The 14,620-nt window shown below is 39.8% G+C and carries 14 protein-coding genes; 13 read left to right on the plus strand and 1 reads right to left on the minus strand.

From position 1 onward, the window contains the following. Positions 1-225 precede the first annotated feature (225 nt). A complete protein-coding gene (locus tag HNP35_RS12840) occupies positions 226-1,362 on the minus strand; it encodes a DUF6236 family protein (RefSeq protein ID WP_144213023.1) in 1,137 nt (378 codons plus the stop codon). A 478-nt stretch (positions 1,363-1,840) separates the two neighbouring features. Here HNP35_RS12840 and HNP35_RS12845 point away from each other — a divergent pair, with 478 nt between their 5' ends. From HNP35_RS12845 to HNP35_RS12905, 13 genes are all read left to right on the plus strand, one after another. Further along, the gene (locus HNP35_RS12845) at positions 1,841-2,233 is read left to right on the plus strand and encodes a single-stranded DNA-binding protein (RefSeq protein ID WP_184162617.1); all 393 of its coding nucleotides are present in this window, start codon (positions 1,841-1,843) and stop codon (positions 2,231-2,233) included. Positions 2,234-2,276: 43 nt separating this feature from the next. Continuing rightward, the gene (locus HNP35_RS12850) at positions 2,277-2,639 is read left to right on the plus strand and encodes a DUF7222 domain-containing protein (protein ID WP_184162620.1); all 363 of its coding nucleotides are present in this window, start codon (positions 2,277-2,279) and stop codon (positions 2,637-2,639) included. 24 nt (positions 2,640-2,663) lie between these two features. After that, positions 2,664-3,050: a PcfK-like family protein gene (locus tag HNP35_RS12855; protein WP_184162623.1), complete on the plus strand. Its 387-nt coding sequence runs from the start codon at positions 2,664-2,666 to the stop codon at positions 3,048-3,050. Beyond that, positions 3,047-4,351: a PcfJ domain-containing protein gene (locus HNP35_RS12860; protein WP_115887050.1), complete on the plus strand. Its 1,305-nt coding sequence runs from the start codon at positions 3,047-3,049 to the stop codon at positions 4,349-4,351. Before HNP35_RS12855 ends, HNP35_RS12860 begins: the two co-directional genes overlap by 4 nt. 192 nt (positions 4,352-4,543) lie before the next feature. Further along, positions 4,544-5,827, plus strand: a complete 1,284-nt coding sequence (locus tag HNP35_RS12865; RefSeq protein WP_115887049.1) for a hypothetical protein — start codon at positions 4,544-4,546, stop codon at positions 5,825-5,827. Between the two features lie 422 nt (positions 5,828-6,249). Beyond that, positions 6,250-6,618 carry a hypothetical protein gene (locus HNP35_RS12870; RefSeq protein ID WP_184162626.1) on the plus strand — a complete coding sequence of 123 codons (369 nt, stop codon included), beginning with the start codon at positions 6,250-6,252 and terminating at the stop codon, positions 6,616-6,618. A 152-nt stretch (positions 6,619-6,770) separates the two neighbouring features. Beyond that, positions 6,771-7,616, plus strand: coding sequence for a DUF3347 domain-containing protein (locus HNP35_RS12875; RefSeq protein ID WP_184162629.1), 846 nt, complete (start codon positions 6,771-6,773; stop codon positions 7,614-7,616). Between the two features lie 59 nt (positions 7,617-7,675). Next, a complete protein-coding gene (locus tag HNP35_RS12880; RefSeq protein WP_115887046.1) occupies positions 7,676-8,362 on the plus strand; it encodes a DUF3347 domain-containing protein in 687 nt (228 codons plus the stop codon). 1 nt (position 8,363) lies between these two features. Beyond that, entirely contained in the window at positions 8,364-8,834 is a 471-nt protein-coding gene (locus HNP35_RS12885; RefSeq protein WP_115887045.1) for a heme-binding domain-containing protein, read from the plus strand. Between the two features lie 4 nt (positions 8,835-8,838). Next, positions 8,839-10,149: an efflux RND transporter permease subunit gene (locus HNP35_RS23905; RefSeq protein ID WP_115887044.1), complete on the plus strand. Its 1,311-nt coding sequence runs from the start codon at positions 8,839-8,841 to the stop codon at positions 10,147-10,149. After that, on the plus strand, positions 10,121-12,070 hold the full coding sequence (locus HNP35_RS23910; protein ID WP_244201556.1) for an efflux RND transporter permease subunit: 1,950 nt from the start codon (positions 10,121-10,123) through the stop codon (positions 12,068-12,070). The genes HNP35_RS23905 and HNP35_RS23910 overlap by 29 nt, the downstream gene beginning before the upstream one ends. Further along, on the plus strand, positions 12,054-13,304 hold the full coding sequence (locus HNP35_RS12900; RefSeq protein ID WP_223678188.1) for a TolC family protein: 1,251 nt from the start codon (positions 12,054-12,056) through the stop codon (positions 13,302-13,304). The genes HNP35_RS23910 and HNP35_RS12900 overlap by 17 nt, the downstream gene beginning before the upstream one ends. Continuing rightward, on the plus strand, positions 13,282-14,613 hold the full coding sequence (locus HNP35_RS12905; protein ID WP_115887043.1) for an efflux RND transporter periplasmic adaptor subunit: 1,332 nt from the start codon (positions 13,282-13,284) through the stop codon (positions 14,611-14,613). Before HNP35_RS12900 ends, HNP35_RS12905 begins: the two co-directional genes overlap by 23 nt. Positions 14,614-14,620: the final 7 nt, after the last annotated feature.

Raw genomic sequence — 14,620 nt, forward strand, 5'->3', positions numbered from 1 at the left:
TCACTTTGCACCGAAATTAGATGGTCACTTTAAACCGAAACGAAGTGGTCACTTTAAATTGGAAAACAGTGGTCAATATGACTGAGTTTTACAGTTTTAAATCTATTTCGAATTCACGGAATGTTCTGTAATTTTTAATAACAAGTTTTGAAATATACATCGAAAGAATTATTGTTTAATTATTTTATAAATTAGCACATCATTTTTTTGCCGACTCTTAAATGACTACCATTTTCGAATTCCTTTAACAGTGTCATTTACTCTGGTAAGAATATCACCTCCTGAAAGTTCGGATTTTAAATTTAAGAGATAAGATTTTGGATTTTGCTTTAGCCCCAATTTGTCTTTCCTTACTGAATTTGCAGCAGATACCATTCCGAATATAATTCCTCCCGCTGTAACAAAAGGTTTTGCTTCTTCGGAAACATATTCTGTCAATGATGCAATTGTGGTTGGCAGCGAAATACTTAAAAACTTACTGGCAGTCTCTATTTTGTTTAGACTATAGAGCTCTTCTAAATTTTTAGTCTCCTTTAAAATTATTTTTGAATGCTGATTTAGCGCATCTTCTAAAGCACTGCCGTTATCAAGGTCGGTTATTGAATTCGACAAATTTGAAATTTCATTAAAAAATGCTGTTCTTTCTTCATCATATTTACTACGGATATTGAGAATTTTATCCAAGGGAACATCATTGATATTTTTAGGCACAACTGTTTCGATAAGCAGATTTCCTAACTTATATTCAAACTGGCTCTTATAATCAGAATTAATTGGTGATTCAAAATAAAGAGAAGTTGAAAACGATTGTTCAACATCAGTAACAATTGGGAGTGATTTATTCTTAGAAATGCTTTTTGCAAAATAAGTCATATAAAGCATTCCAATCTCACTATCTATTCTCACCCAATCTTCCCATTGACTCTGACCTGGAACAGCAACACCTATCTCAAATAAATACTCTTTTAGCTGTCGATCTATTTTTTGGACATGAATATAAGTCCCGCTTGACTGCACGATATCTGAAAAAAAACTTTTTCTGTTACGATAATTCATGTCATAATCTCTGCGTTCTCTGTGTCTCCGAAAAAACCTGTCATTAAAAAAAGCATCCGATTCAAGAATTGGCCTTAGTTCCTGACTGAAGCTATGAAATGCTTCTGATGTGTCCCAAATCTCAGGTCGATAGTCCTTAATAAATTTAGATTCATTTTTTATTGTAATGATATCTTCACTGTCTGAAGGTTCAACAGAATCAGGTACTATTCGTGAAATATTGTCCCAAAACAGTAAAGCATGCTTAATCCAGTTTTTGTTTGTCAGGTTAATGTGAGGGTAATAAAGTGCATGTCCGAAACTCATATTTTCTTATTTATAGATTGGTTAGTTGAATGTTCTGGATTCTGTCTGGATCTAACTTATTTAAGGCTTTAAAGAATTAATCTTTAATTATTTTTTTTAATACGATCGCAATTAATACCAAACCTACAAAATGGTACTAATCTTCTTTTACGGTTTTCCATAAACGCATATTGAAATGGCAAATTAATTCTTTAAGATATAAATGGACACAGTATAAATACCTGTTTTAAATAGTAAATAATATCATTTTCATTCGAAACGGCATAAAAAGGCAGCCAAGATAGTGCCCGCCGTATGCTGCATGCGCATAATGGCGCCGCTTTCGCTTGCCACCCTTCGGGACTTATAGCACTCCGCATCCTCATAACCGGTCACTTGATTCTTGCTTTCTTTTTTCCCGTTTTTTCTTTTGAAAACAATTTTTGGGAGTGCAGGGAGAAAGAAATTTTAAATAACAGTAACGCTAAAATTTAAAATCATGGAAATCACAGGACGTATTACAAAAGATGCTCTAGCCCGTAAAGTGGGAAATGAAAAACAGGTCGTTAACTTCTCCATTGCCATCAATGATAGTTACAAACCCAAAGGAAGCACCGAGTACAAACACATTACAACTTTTCTCGACTGCTCCTATTGGCTGAACGCAAAACTAGCCGAGTGGCTTAAAAAAGGGGCGCTTGTTCAGCTCTTCGGGCGAGTGGGACTGAGTACCTACATCGGTCACGACGGCACGGCTATGGGGTCTTTGACCTTTCACATCAACAGCCTTAAAATTTTGGCTTTTGCAAAAAAAGAGGATGGGTCCGCGGGAGCTGTTTCTACGCCTAAAAAACAAAATTCCTCAGATGATCCCGATGACCTGCCTTTCTAAGGCAGGTATAGGATTGTATTTATAAACGCCAAAAAATCACATTATGAAAGCCTTAGACAAAAACGAGTACTCAGACTACGATGTAAGCCAGGTATTCAACGAAATCATTTTAAGCCATTTGGAAGGCTATAACGGAAAGAAAAAACAGCAGTTGAAGTCTTTCCTCGAAGACTTGGCTCGTGGGGGCTGTATCAGCGGTATGATAGGGGAATTTATCTACCACAATGACTGCAAAGCTTTTTACATCAAACACCTTGAAGATTTGGAAGGGATTAAGGATGAATTGGAAGAAGCATTTGGAGAGCCTGTAGCCAACCGCTACAAACTGCCCCACTACACTTTTTTATGCTGGCTCTGCTTTGAGGAATACTGCTACGGCATTTACAGAGATGTCTTTGAACAATAAGCTGTTAATCAAACTTTTCCCATTATGAAACCATCAGAGAACTTTAAAACCGCTATAGAGAATTATCTCAACATTACTGCACAGAAAGATACTGTTTTTGCCCGAAGCCTTGCCAAAGAAACCAAAAACATCGAAAGCTGTTTTAATTACATTTTTGGCGAGGTAAAAAAAACAGGATTGTGCGCCTTTGACAATCAGGAAATCTTTGACATGGCAATGAAATACTATACCGATGATTCCATCGGCATTCCTGCCCCTGTAGCATGCAGGGCTGTAGTGCAGTCCCCTGCCAAAGCAGACCTTTTCTCTCAGACTGAAATCGACACATTGTCAAGTAAAAGCGAAACCATACCTCAAGTAAAACAGCAAGTTAAACTCGTGCAGACCGCCTTAACACTTTTTGACCTATGATACCCAAAACCAGCATCGAAAAACAGCTTACAGCACTAAGCGCTTCACTTGCTCCGATAACGCGCGAAGTTGAAGCTTGGGCTGAAAAAAATATTTTTCTGGATTGGGCTGTTTTATCAAGAGGAAAATTCTACTGCCTGCAGTGTGCGCACTCTTGGAAACCCTCAGACAGCGAATCCTGCTGTAAATTCATCAATTGCGCCCACTGTAAAGCAAAACTTAAAATGCAGGCGTGTAATCAAGTACATTTCAAAGAAATAGAATATTTTGCCATATTGGAAACCTGTGCTGGATATCAGGTTGTTAGGATAATAATCGCATACAAACACATGAAGAAAAATTTTATGCCGACTTACTTCTGTAAAGAAGTGATGCAGCATTGGATAAGCCAAAAAGGGGAAGTCCGCAGTTTTTCAATAGGCACTAATGTATTTTCAAATACGATAGATGCTTGGAAATTCTATTCCCCCCTTGAAATCAAACCAAAGGATTTCTTTCGAAATGCCAAATATTACATCAATCCCTTCAAAGTTTATCCAAAGGTAAAAGTGCTTCCGCTTTTGAAAAGGAACGGTTTCAAAAACTCGGTATACAATATTGCCCCGCACCTGCTCTTTTCATCCCTGCTGACCGATCCCACAGCAGAAACCCTGCTAAAGGCAAAACAGCAGAACCTCTTGCAGTATTATCTTGGTGCTTCACGTCAGCGTGTTAAATACAACTGGCAGGCAGTCAAAACTGTAATCAGAAAAAATTATAAAATCACTGATGTGCAGATTTGGGAAGATTATCTCGAACTGCTCCGATATTTCAAAAAAGACCTGTCCTGTCCTGCTTATGTCTGTCCCGAAAATCTCAGCATGGCGCACGACCATTTGGTGCAGAAAAAAAGGGAACTGCTCAGAAAGAAAAAACTGCAGGATCTGCGCCTTGAAATCGAAAAAGCGCAGAAAAGGTACGCAAGTGATAAAAAACGTTTTTTTGGACTGTTTTTCAAGGAAAAGGAACTTAGTATCTCTGTAATTGAAAACGTTAAGGATTTCATGCAGGAGGGCGACGATTTAGGGCATTGTGTTTTTACCAATGAATACTATGACAGAAAAGATTCCCTGATACTGTCGGCTAAGATGGCTGAAAAATCAGTTGAAACCATTGAAGTATCACTAAGCCGTATGGAGATCCTGCAATGCAGGGGCATGAAAAACAATGCTTCCAAGCACCACAAACGTATTCTGAGCCTGATGTCTAAAAATCTGTATCAGATTAAAGCCAGGATGAAACAAAAGCAGAAGAAAGTCTAAAGTATAACAAAGCCGGTATCTATGCCGGCTTTTTTGTGGCGGCGCAGACACTTCAAGGTTTTGGATGCTGTCTTAAATGCAGGCATTGTTTTTGAAATTCAAACCTTTACCTGCTTAAAAATATAATCATAAAATTGCTGTGCACCCCAAAATTTTTAGTAATTTTCTATCCAATCAGGTAAACCCGGCAATATGGATGACAAAGGACAAATAGGTGAAGATTTTGTAAATGATCTGGCATACAGATCATTCCTTAAGTACTGGTGCTATCCTGGACCGAAACATGAAAATGGGGATAAAAAGGAAATCTGCGACCTGATGATCATCTTCAATTCAGTTCTCATTATCATCTCGGTTAAAAACTACGAGTTTAAGGGAAACCATTTCAGGTACTTCAACAATACAATTGAAAAGGCAGTCAAGCAGATCCACGGCGCATGCCGTACCTTGTTTAGTGCCAAAGAAGTGCAGATTAAACATCCGGACAAAGAAATTGAGATCTTTCCCAGGGAACAGATAAAAAAAGTTTTCAGGATTGTAATAAATCTGGGAGAGGGCGTAAAGTTCTATCCCTTTAACCAAACCACAAAAAATGATGACTACGTAACGCTTTTTGACAAGGATTCCTTTCAGACCATTATAGATCAGCTCGACACTATTCCTGACTTTATCGATTATCTGGAAAAAAGAGAGAAGCTTTTTAAAGGCAGGACCACTATCATTATGCCCGGCGATGAATTTGATTTTCCTGTCGAAACACAGAAAGAGTTCTTTGAGCTCAGGGATCAGATCACAAATAATTACATCTTGATCTCAGGCACTGAAAAGGATCTGCTCTCACACTTTTTTAAAAATACCAGAAACTTTCCCAAAGCCTTAAGTGAGGATTCAAACGGGATCTATCTTATAATAGACGGAGACTGGGATTCTTTTGCGGCAGAAGAAAAGGTGAAAAATAAAGCTAAAGCTGATAAAGCGAGCTATTTCATAGACGGTTTTGTGCAGAATGAAATATTAAAGAACGATCTTCTGAAAAATTTGACCCCAATGAGGCTCGGCCTTGCAAAAGCACTGCTTTCCTTTGACCGGCTTACCAGACGATCCATCGCCAACAGTTATTTTGAATTTCATGACCGCTACAAGGATGTTTCAGGACTGAATTTCGGAAGACGGTTCGGCGATTTTGACGGCGTAGGCCTGCTATTGACATTTTATACAGACCAGATGGACTTTGAAATGATCAATACTTTAAATAATCTGGCAATAGAAAGCTGCAACCTCTTTACAGGCTATAAAAGCAAGTCAATGATTCTGATTTCGACAAACCGCAGCCACAGGTTCCTGTTCGCGCATATTGACAAAATTGAAAAATACAGCCCTCAGCATGAAGAAATGATAAGAAACGATGTAAAGGCGCTCGGCTGGTTTACAAAACACACTTTTCTACACGGCACAGAAAAAGAGTTTCCAAAATAAATCTTTTGCTGGTGACACGTTTGGGATATTCTTCGATCAGCGTCTTTTTATCGCATTGCTCAGCATTCCAGAAAAAAGAATCAGGTCTTCATATGAGCCCAGAATTTATCGTTCTACACCGCATTGAAGTTTCTTTGAAACTTTTGCAATATGTCCCGGTGCCGAATTAGAGCATTCGGTAATGGCTGCACCGTATCCTTGATTTTTTCCCACGTTTTTTACAGCCGGAAACTTTTTCCATTTTATCTGTTAGCTTTTGAAAGCGGTCTTCCCGCAGACATCCACGACGGAAATCCAAAGGATCTTTTGCTGCTTCATGTAAAAGTTAGTAAGAAAATGGGTTTCAAATTTAACACTTTTAACATTAATTTTAATTATTAGTAAATTTATATAATTATATTTGTTTCATATTTTTACTTTTCATGAAAAGACTTCACATCATATTAATTGTTACCTTAGGCCTCTTTTTGATGCCGATGGCAAGTTTTGCATGTGGAAATCTTTCTAAGGAAGTTTCCTGCAAAAAGGAAGCTAATGCAGCCCATCATGATGACTGTTCAGAAAACAGCTGTCATTTAAAAAAGGGAAATCATGAAGGCTGTGGCGGAAAATGCGGGCATCGCACTTGCGGCTGCGTTTCAGTTTGCAGCGGGGGAATTGTTTTTTTAACCTACCCGGAATTCAAAAATACTTCTATCTGCCTTTTTTCTGAAAAACAGACATTCTATAATTCAGAAACATCGATTTTATCGGGTTTCTACTCTATCTGGCTTATCCCTAAAATAAGCTAAATACCTTTTTTGACAGCCATAAGTGTGTCAAAAAAGGAAGCCTATCTGCCTCATTTTTTTAATTTTTCGCTTTTGTAGAATATTGTTCTATACGCCTTGTATGCACAATTATTTCTCAAAAGCATCATTTTCACTATCAAATACATTTTAAAATGAAATCAATTCAAAAAGGATTGATGGCAATTGCTCTATTGCTGTCAGTCATAGTGTTTGGCGCACCTGTAAAAAATGCAAAAACTGTAAATGCTAAAATTTACGGTAATTGTCTAATGTGCAAGACTGCTATTGAAAAAGCAGGAAACATCAAAAATATCGTTTCGGTAAACTGGGACCAAAACACCAAAATAGCGGCCATTACCTACGATGAGAAGAAAACAAATCAGGACGAGGTCCTAAAACGAATTGCCTTAGCCGGATATGACAGCGACCAGTTCTTAGCTCCTGCCGACGCCTATGCAAAACTTCCGCAATGCTGCCAGTATGAAAGAACAAATATGACGGCCCCAATAAAGAAATTGGATATGGACAAAATGGATCATTCGCAGCATGCAGCCGCAATTCCTTCTGATGCACAAGAGAACAGTCCTTTTAAAGCAATTTTCGACAGCTATTTTGATCTAAAAGATGCTTTAGTGAAAACGGATGCTAAAACTGCCAGCGTGAAATCCAAAGAGCTTCTTGCTGCGGTCAATGCTGTTAAAATGGATAACCTAAAGCCAAAAGAACACACTGCATGGATGAATGTAATGAAAAGTCTGGTTGCAGATGCAAAAAACATTTCCGAAAGCCAGGATATCAAAAAACAAAGAGAATCCTTTAAAAGCCTATCCAAAAACACTTACGATCTTATAAAAACTACCGATCAGCCACAGCCGGTTTATTACAACCACTGCCCAATGGTTGATGCAAATTGGCTGAGCAAAGAAAGCGGGATCAGAAATCCGTATTACGGTTCGCAGATGCTTAGCTGCGGTTCGACAATAGAAACAATCAAATAAGGCTATCTAACAAAAAGTGTTGGACAGAATGATATTTTGTAAATAATAAAACTAAAAAAATGAAAAAATTAATTATCTCGACAATTGTAATGGCAGCTGTACTTACAGCATGCAATTCAAAAAACAAAGAAGTCACAGCTCCCGATGCTGCTGCTGTAACCCAGAATGACACGGAATTGTACGCCTGTTCTATGCATCCTGAAATTACGGGAAAAAAAGGAGACAAATGTTCCAAATGCGGAATGGAATTAACAGAGCCTGTAAAACAAACTACTCAAAAAGGTGCAGAAATAAAAACTAGCCAAGCCAGTGCACCATTTTCTGCAGATGAAATTGTAAACAATTACCTGGCGCTTAAAAATGCATTAACAAAAGATGACACAAAAGGAGCAGCAGATGCCGGAAAAGCACTGCATGCAGCCTTTAACAAGGTAAATCCAGATTTAATAGATGCTAAAATAAAAGCAGATTATCTCGATATTGCAGATGACGCCAAAGAACATGCCGAACATATCGGGGCCAATGGCGGTAATATCGAACACCAAAGAGAGCATTTCGCCCTGTTGAGTAAAGACATGAATGATGTGATCATGGTTTTCGGAACTTCAAAAACATTATATCAGGACTATTGCCCAATGTATGACGGCGGGAAAGGGGCCATCTGGGTCAGTGAGACAAAAGAGATAAAAAACCCATATTATGGTTCTAAGATGCTTACCTGCGGTTCAATGAAAAAGCAATTGTAAAATGAAGCGGTTCACCAGAAAGATTCTTTTTACTGGGTTAATTATTTTTCTACTGATGCAATTGTATCAGCCTGCCCGAAATTCCGATTACGGGCAGGTTTTACCAATTCACATTTCAAAAGTATATCCCATTCCCAAAAATGTACAAGCGATTCTTGAAACCTCCTGTTATGATTGCCACAGCGACAACACACAATATCCATGGTACTCCTACATCCAGCCAGCGCGTACCCTTATGGAAGGACACATAAAAGAAGGAAAAGAAAATTTGAATTTCAGCCAATGGGGAAACTATTCCAAAAGAAAGCAGCAGAATAAATTAGACCGGATTTCAAAGCAGATAAAAGCAAACGAGATGCCATTGCCTTCTTACACATTAATCCATAAAAATGCAGTATTGACAGCTGTTCAAAAAGAGCAGCTTATAAGCTGGATTGAAAAAGTAAATGATAGTCTTTCTAAAATAAATTAAACCTATGGTACACAAATTAATAGAATGGTCCCTGCGTAACCGGTTCATCATATTACTATTATCCGCAGGAATATTTGTTTGGGGTATTATCTCTATTCAAAAAAATCCCATCGATGCTATACCCGACTTATCTGAAAATCAGGTAATCGTTTTTACAGAATGGATGGGACGTGCTCCACAGCTCGTTGAAGACCAGATCACCTACCCCTTGGTAACAAACCTTCAGGGATTGCCTCAAATTAAATATGTAAGGGCAGCTTCCATGTTTGGCATGAGTTTTATCTATGTCATTTTTGAGGATGATGTCGATGTATACTGGGCAAGATCAAGAGTGCTGGAAAGGCTCAGTACTATTAGCAGCACCCTGCCCAAAGGAGTTGCCCCACAGTTGGGGCCTGACGGAACCGGGGTTGGTCATATACTATGGTATACCCTTGATGCTCCAGGTATTGATCTGGGAGAACAAAGGGCCCTGCAGGACTGGTACGTGAAGTTTGCTCTGCAGAATGTTCCGGGAGTAAGTGAAATTGCCTCTTTTGGAGGATTCCAGAAAGAATATCAGGTTACACTTGATCCAAACAAACTGCTGTATTACAAGCTGTCTGTCCCGGAGGTCATAGGCGCCGTGCGTGCCAATAACAATGAAAGCGGCGGAAGAAAATTCGACATGAGTGATATCGGCTACATCATTAAGACATCCGGTTATCTTAAATCCATTAAGGAGATCGAGGATATCCCGCTGAAAAACCAGAATGGCATTCCTGTAAAAGTAAGCGATATAGGAACTGTCCAGATGAGCGGGGAAACCCGATTAGGCATCTTTGACCATAATGGCACAGGTGAAGCCGTTGGAGGTATAGTGGTTATGCGTTACGGTGAAAACGCAGATGCCGTTATTGATAATGTCAAAGAAAAGATGAAGGAAGTTGCCAAAGGGCTACCCAAAGGAGTAAAATTCAACATTGTATACGATCGGGGGCATCTGATAAAAGAATCTATTGATTCGGTTAAACGAACTTTGATTGAAGAGATGCTCGTAGTATCCCTTATCGTTATTATTTTTCTTTTTCACTGGCGCAGTGCGTTAAGTATTATCATCCAGATCCCAATTACAATTGCAGCAAGTTTCATACTGCTTAATGCTTTTGGTATCTCATCCAATATAATGTCATTAACGGGTATTGCTTTGGCTATTGGTGTTATTGTCGATAATGGAATTATAATGAGCGAGAATGCTTATCAGCATCTATCACAGCGTTACGCCCAATGGCAGTCCGAACAAAAAAATGAAACAAACCGAGATGAAAAGAATTAAAAATATATTTCGCAAAAAGCCACAGTGGATATCCGAAGAGGAAAGAATACAAATAATTGAGAAAAGCAGCAAGCAGGTTTCTCGCGGCGTATTCTTTGCCACTGTTATTATAATCACTTCTTTCCTGCCTGTATTTATGCTTAGCGGTCAGGAAGGGAAATTATTCCATCCCCTGGCCTACACAAAAACCTTCATATTGGTTGTGGATGCACTGCTTGTACTTACGCTGGCACCGGTACTGATTTCTTTTTTTATGAAAGGAAAATTCAGGCCTACCGATTCCCATCCCGTTAATCGTTTTCTTGAAAAAGGATATGAGCCCATTATAAGATGGGTTCTCAAATGGAGAAAAACAACCCTGACGGTTAACATCTTGGCTTTGTTGATTTCCATTCCATTGTTGATGCGCCTTGGAACAGAGTTCGTCCCGCCCCTTGATGAGCAGAGCATCTTGTTTATGCCTGTCACGCTGCCTGATATCTCGAATGGAGAAATTAAGCGCATCTTGCAGGTACAGGATAAAATAATAAAATCGGTTCCTGAAGTAGAAAGCGTACTGGGAAAAGCCGGAAGGGCAAACACAGCTACGGATAATTCCCCAATGAGCATGATTGAGACCATAATATTGCTCAAACCAAAATCACAGTGGCGTGAAGGAATTGATAAAAAAGATATTATTAAGGAGCTTGATACCAAACTTCAGATTCCGGGCGTAGTAAACGGCTGGACACAGCCAATTATCAACCGTATCAACATGCTTGCAACAGGTATTCGTACCGACGTGGGAATTAAGGTCTATGGACAAAACCTCGACACCATTGCACGTGTATCTGAGAAAGTAAAAATGGCATTAGAGGGAACGCCAGGGGTTTCCGACTTATTTGTGGATCCTATAACCGGCGGCAAATATCTAGATGTAAATGTCAATCGCCCGGAACTGGCCCGGTATGGATTAACCGTGGATGATGTAAACCAAACCGTGGAATTTGCTTTAGGCGGTGCATCTATTGGCAATACAGTTGAAGGGCGAAGACGTTTCTCAATCAGTGTGCGTATGGCTCAGGACTATAGAAACAGTGTGGAACGCATCAAACGTATCCCCTTGCAGTCCCCAACCTTTGGAGAGGTTCCCCTTTCTGCTGTTGCTGATATTAAGTTTGTAGACGGCCCTCCTATGATCAGTTCAGAAAATGCGCTCCTGCGCGGGGCCGTTATGTTCAATATCCGCGACCGTGATATGGGAGGAACTGTTCAGGAAGCCATGAAAAAATTAGAAAATGCCAAAGAAATACTCCCACAAGGGTACTTTATAGAATGGAGCGGACAATATGAAAACCTGATCAGCGGAGAAAAGACCCTTAAAATCATTGCCCCAATCGTATTGCTTGTTATTTTCTTCTCTCTCTATTTTGCTTTTAACTCTCTCAGAGAAGCCTTCCTGAGCCTTATAACAGTGCCTTTTGCTTTAATTGGAGGTGCCTATATAATCTTTTTCTGGGATGTCAATCTATCAGTGGCTGTAGCAGTTGGATTTATTGCCCTGTTCGGAATTGCTGTCGAAACCGGAATAGTGATGGTCATTTATCTCAATGATGCAATGGAGCAGCTCATCAGGGCCAAAGGAAATTCAAGTGAAACAATCACAAAAGAGGATCTCAGGGAATATGTGGTGCATGGCGCCGCAAAACGGCTTCGTCCAAAACTAATGACAGTCTGCGTTTCATTATTTGGACTGGTTCCCGTCCTATGGTCTAATGGCGTTGGAATGGATGTAATGAAGCCAATTGTATTGCCTATGATTGGCGGGGTATTTACCTCTGCCGTACATATCTTATTAGTAACCCCGCTTATTTTCCTAATGTCTAAAGAATATGAATTACGAAAATATGGAAAACTTGAAGTACATGATGTCAAACATTAAAATACTGGCAGTACTATTGCTTTTGCTGCCATTACAGCTATTGAGCCAGACCAAACAGGTCTTGTCTCTTGATACGATCCTTCAGAGGATTGATAAAAAAAACGTGCTGCTGCAGAGTTATAACTTAAAGGCAGAAGGGTTCAAATACAGCGCCGATGCCGCTACGGCATGGATGGCGCCAATGGTGGGTGTCGGGACATTTATGACGCCCTATCCTTTTCAGGAAGTTATGGATGACCGCGACAAAGGATCTTTAATGTTCAGAGTTGAACAGGATATCCCAAATTTCGGAAAATTAAACAAAAAGAAAAAATTCATCCAGTCCCAGGGAAATATTGAGAATGCTACCCGTGCTGTTACCCTTAACGATTATAAGGCGAAAGCCAAACAGCTCTACTACAGCTGGATGGTGGCCGAACAGCGCATCAAAGTCTTGGATCGGAACGAAAAAATTATGATTACCATGAAGAAAATTGAGGAAGTAAGGTATCCCTACAATCAGTCTCAATTGGGCAATGTGTATAAGATTGATGCCCGGCTCGAAGAAAATAAAAATATGATCCGCATGCAGGAAGGTGAAATAGCCAAAGCAAGGGCCTGGCTTAACAGTTTGATGAACCAGCCCGGGAATGCCGATTTTTCGATAGACACAACCGCTGTTCCGGTCTTTAATCCCGCTCTTCACGATACCACAAGCATAGCTGCCGCACGCGGAGACATCAAAAAAATGAATGCCGGAATTGAATCAATGCAATTGAGCATAGAGGCAATGAAAGCTGAAAAAAATCCTTCTTTCAAATTTCAGTTTGACCATATGAATTCATTTGATAAAATGATGCCTAAAGCCTATTCTGCAATGGCGATGGTGTCCATTCCAATTGCTCCGTGGTCATCAAAAATGTATAAATCAGATGTCAAGGCAATGCAGTATAATGTACAGGCAATGCAGAAAGAGAAATCTGCCATGCTGCAGGAAACCCAGGGGATGCTGTATGGCATGCAATATGAAATACTGACCATGCAAAAAAAGATTCAGGGCCTCGAAACAAAAATAATCCCTTCTATGCAAAAATCCTTGGATGTAAACTTTCTGAACTATCAGGAAAACAAACTGCAGATTCCTGTAGTAATTGATTCCTGGGAAGCTTTAAATATGCTGCAGAATAACTTATTGGATGAAAAATTAAAACTATATCAAATGATTGTCGATTATGAAAAAGAACTATATCGCTAAGTTGGCAGCATTGTCATTGGTTTCTATATTAGTATTGACAGCCTGTAACAATAAAACCGAGCATAACAGTAAGCCAGTGCATCAGCATAGTGCAAATCAGAAATATACTTGTCCAATGCATCCCGAGGTTATTCTGGATAAGCCAGGCAGCTGCCCGATATGCGGTATGGAATTGGTTCCAAGACATACCCCTGGTACGGAAACAGCTATAGACAGCAGCCTGAAACACCTTATAAAACCAGTCAATGAACAGGTCGTTTCTAATATATCTGTCATAAAACCTGAGAAAGGGACTAAAATAATCTCCATGCAGGTACAAGGAATTATTACCTACGACAGCCGCGGCCAGACCAGTATTTCCAGCAGGGTAAGCGGGAGGATCGAACGCCTGCTGATTAAGTACAATTATCAGCCCGTAAAAAAAGGACAGTTGATCATGGAAATCTATTCACCTGATCTGGCTGCCGCGCAAAGAGAATTGTTGTTTATTTATCAATCTGACCCCCACAATCCAATGCTTCAAAAAGCAAAAGAAAGGCTGTCTTTGTTAGGCATGCAGCAAAAACAGATCCAACAGGTATTAAAAACAGCTAAAATTTCCTATCGCATCCCGGTTTACAGTAACGCCTCCGGATACATCTTGGACAACAGTGCAGCGGCAAACGCGTCTGCAGCAGCTCCGGCGGCTTCTTCTCAAAGCGCCGCGTCAGATGATGGTATGGGCGCAATGGGTTCAAGTGGCAATGCAGCGTCAGCCAGCAGTGCATCTTCCCCTGCAGCACCAGCTGTTATCCTGAGAGAAGGGCAATATATTGGTGCGGGACAATCCCTTTTTACAATTTATACCAACAAAAACCTTATCGCCGAATTTGCTTTTGATCCATCGGTGGCATCCCGGGTTAAAAAAGGACAAAAATTGGTGTTTTATGAACCGTCAGATAAGCAAACCGTGTATAGCGGCACCATCGGACTTATTCAGCCCGTCTTTAAAGAGGGAGGCAACTTTACCATAGCACGTATTTATTTGCAGGATAACAAATTTCAGACCGGCAAATTAGTTACTGCTGCCATTCCAATTGTCAGTAAAGGCTGGTGGCTTCCGCAAAGTGCCGTTCTTAATTTGGGAAATAAGTCCATTGTTTTCAAAAAAGAGCAGGACGTGTTTGTTCCCCGAGAAGTTAAAACGAAAAACAATGCTGATGGAATGGTGCTAATCGATCAAGACATAAGTGATTGGGATATTGCCAGTAATGCTGCCTACATGATAGACAGTGAGAGTTTTATCAAGACAGTTTCAGAACATAAATAAAAAAATA

This window comes from Flavobacterium notoginsengisoli (assembly GCF_014207905.1).
GTDB lineage: Bacteria > Bacteroidota > Bacteroidia > Flavobacteriales > Flavobacteriaceae > Flavobacterium > Flavobacterium notoginsengisoli_A.

Excerpts from the sequence above, each read along its gene's own strand:
- HNP35_RS12855 (WP_184162623.1), top strand. The coding sequence starts at position 2,664 with ATGAAACCATCAGAGAACTTTAAAACCGCTATAGAGAATTATCTCAAC.
- HNP35_RS12850 (WP_184162620.1), top strand. The coding sequence starts at position 2,277 with ATGAAAGCCTTAGACAAAAACGAGTACTCAGACTACGATGTAAGCCAG.
- HNP35_RS12840 (WP_144213023.1), bottom strand. The coding sequence starts at position 1,362 with ATGAGTTTCGGACATGCACTTTATTACCCTCACATTAACCTGACAAAC.
- HNP35_RS23910 (WP_244201556.1), top strand. The coding sequence starts at position 10,121 with ATGAAACAAACCGAGATGAAAAGAATTAAAAATATATTTCGCAAAAAG.
- HNP35_RS12880 (WP_115887046.1), top strand. The coding sequence starts at position 7,676 with ATGAAAAAATTAATTATCTCGACAATTGTAATGGCAGCTGTACTTACA.
- HNP35_RS12865 (WP_115887049.1), top strand. The coding sequence starts at position 4,544 with ATGGATGACAAAGGACAAATAGGTGAAGATTTTGTAAATGATCTGGCA.
- HNP35_RS12900 (WP_223678188.1), top strand. The coding sequence starts at position 12,054 with ATGATGTCAAACATTAAAATACTGGCAGTACTATTGCTTTTGCTGCCA.
- HNP35_RS12905 (WP_115887043.1), top strand. The coding sequence starts at position 13,282 with ATGAAAAAGAACTATATCGCTAAGTTGGCAGCATTGTCATTGGTTTCT.
- HNP35_RS23905 (WP_115887044.1), top strand. The coding sequence starts at position 8,839 with ATGGTACACAAATTAATAGAATGGTCCCTGCGTAACCGGTTCATCATA.
- HNP35_RS12845 (WP_184162617.1), top strand. The coding sequence starts at position 1,841 with ATGGAAATCACAGGACGTATTACAAAAGATGCTCTAGCCCGTAAAGTG.
- HNP35_RS12870 (WP_184162626.1), top strand. The coding sequence starts at position 6,250 with ATGAAAAGACTTCACATCATATTAATTGTTACCTTAGGCCTCTTTTTG.
- HNP35_RS12885 (WP_115887045.1), top strand. The coding sequence starts at position 8,364 with ATGAAGCGGTTCACCAGAAAGATTCTTTTTACTGGGTTAATTATTTTT.
- HNP35_RS12875 (WP_184162629.1), top strand. The coding sequence starts at position 6,771 with ATGAAATCAATTCAAAAAGGATTGATGGCAATTGCTCTATTGCTGTCA.
- HNP35_RS12860 (WP_115887050.1), top strand. The coding sequence starts at position 3,047 with ATGATACCCAAAACCAGCATCGAAAAACAGCTTACAGCACTAAGCGCT.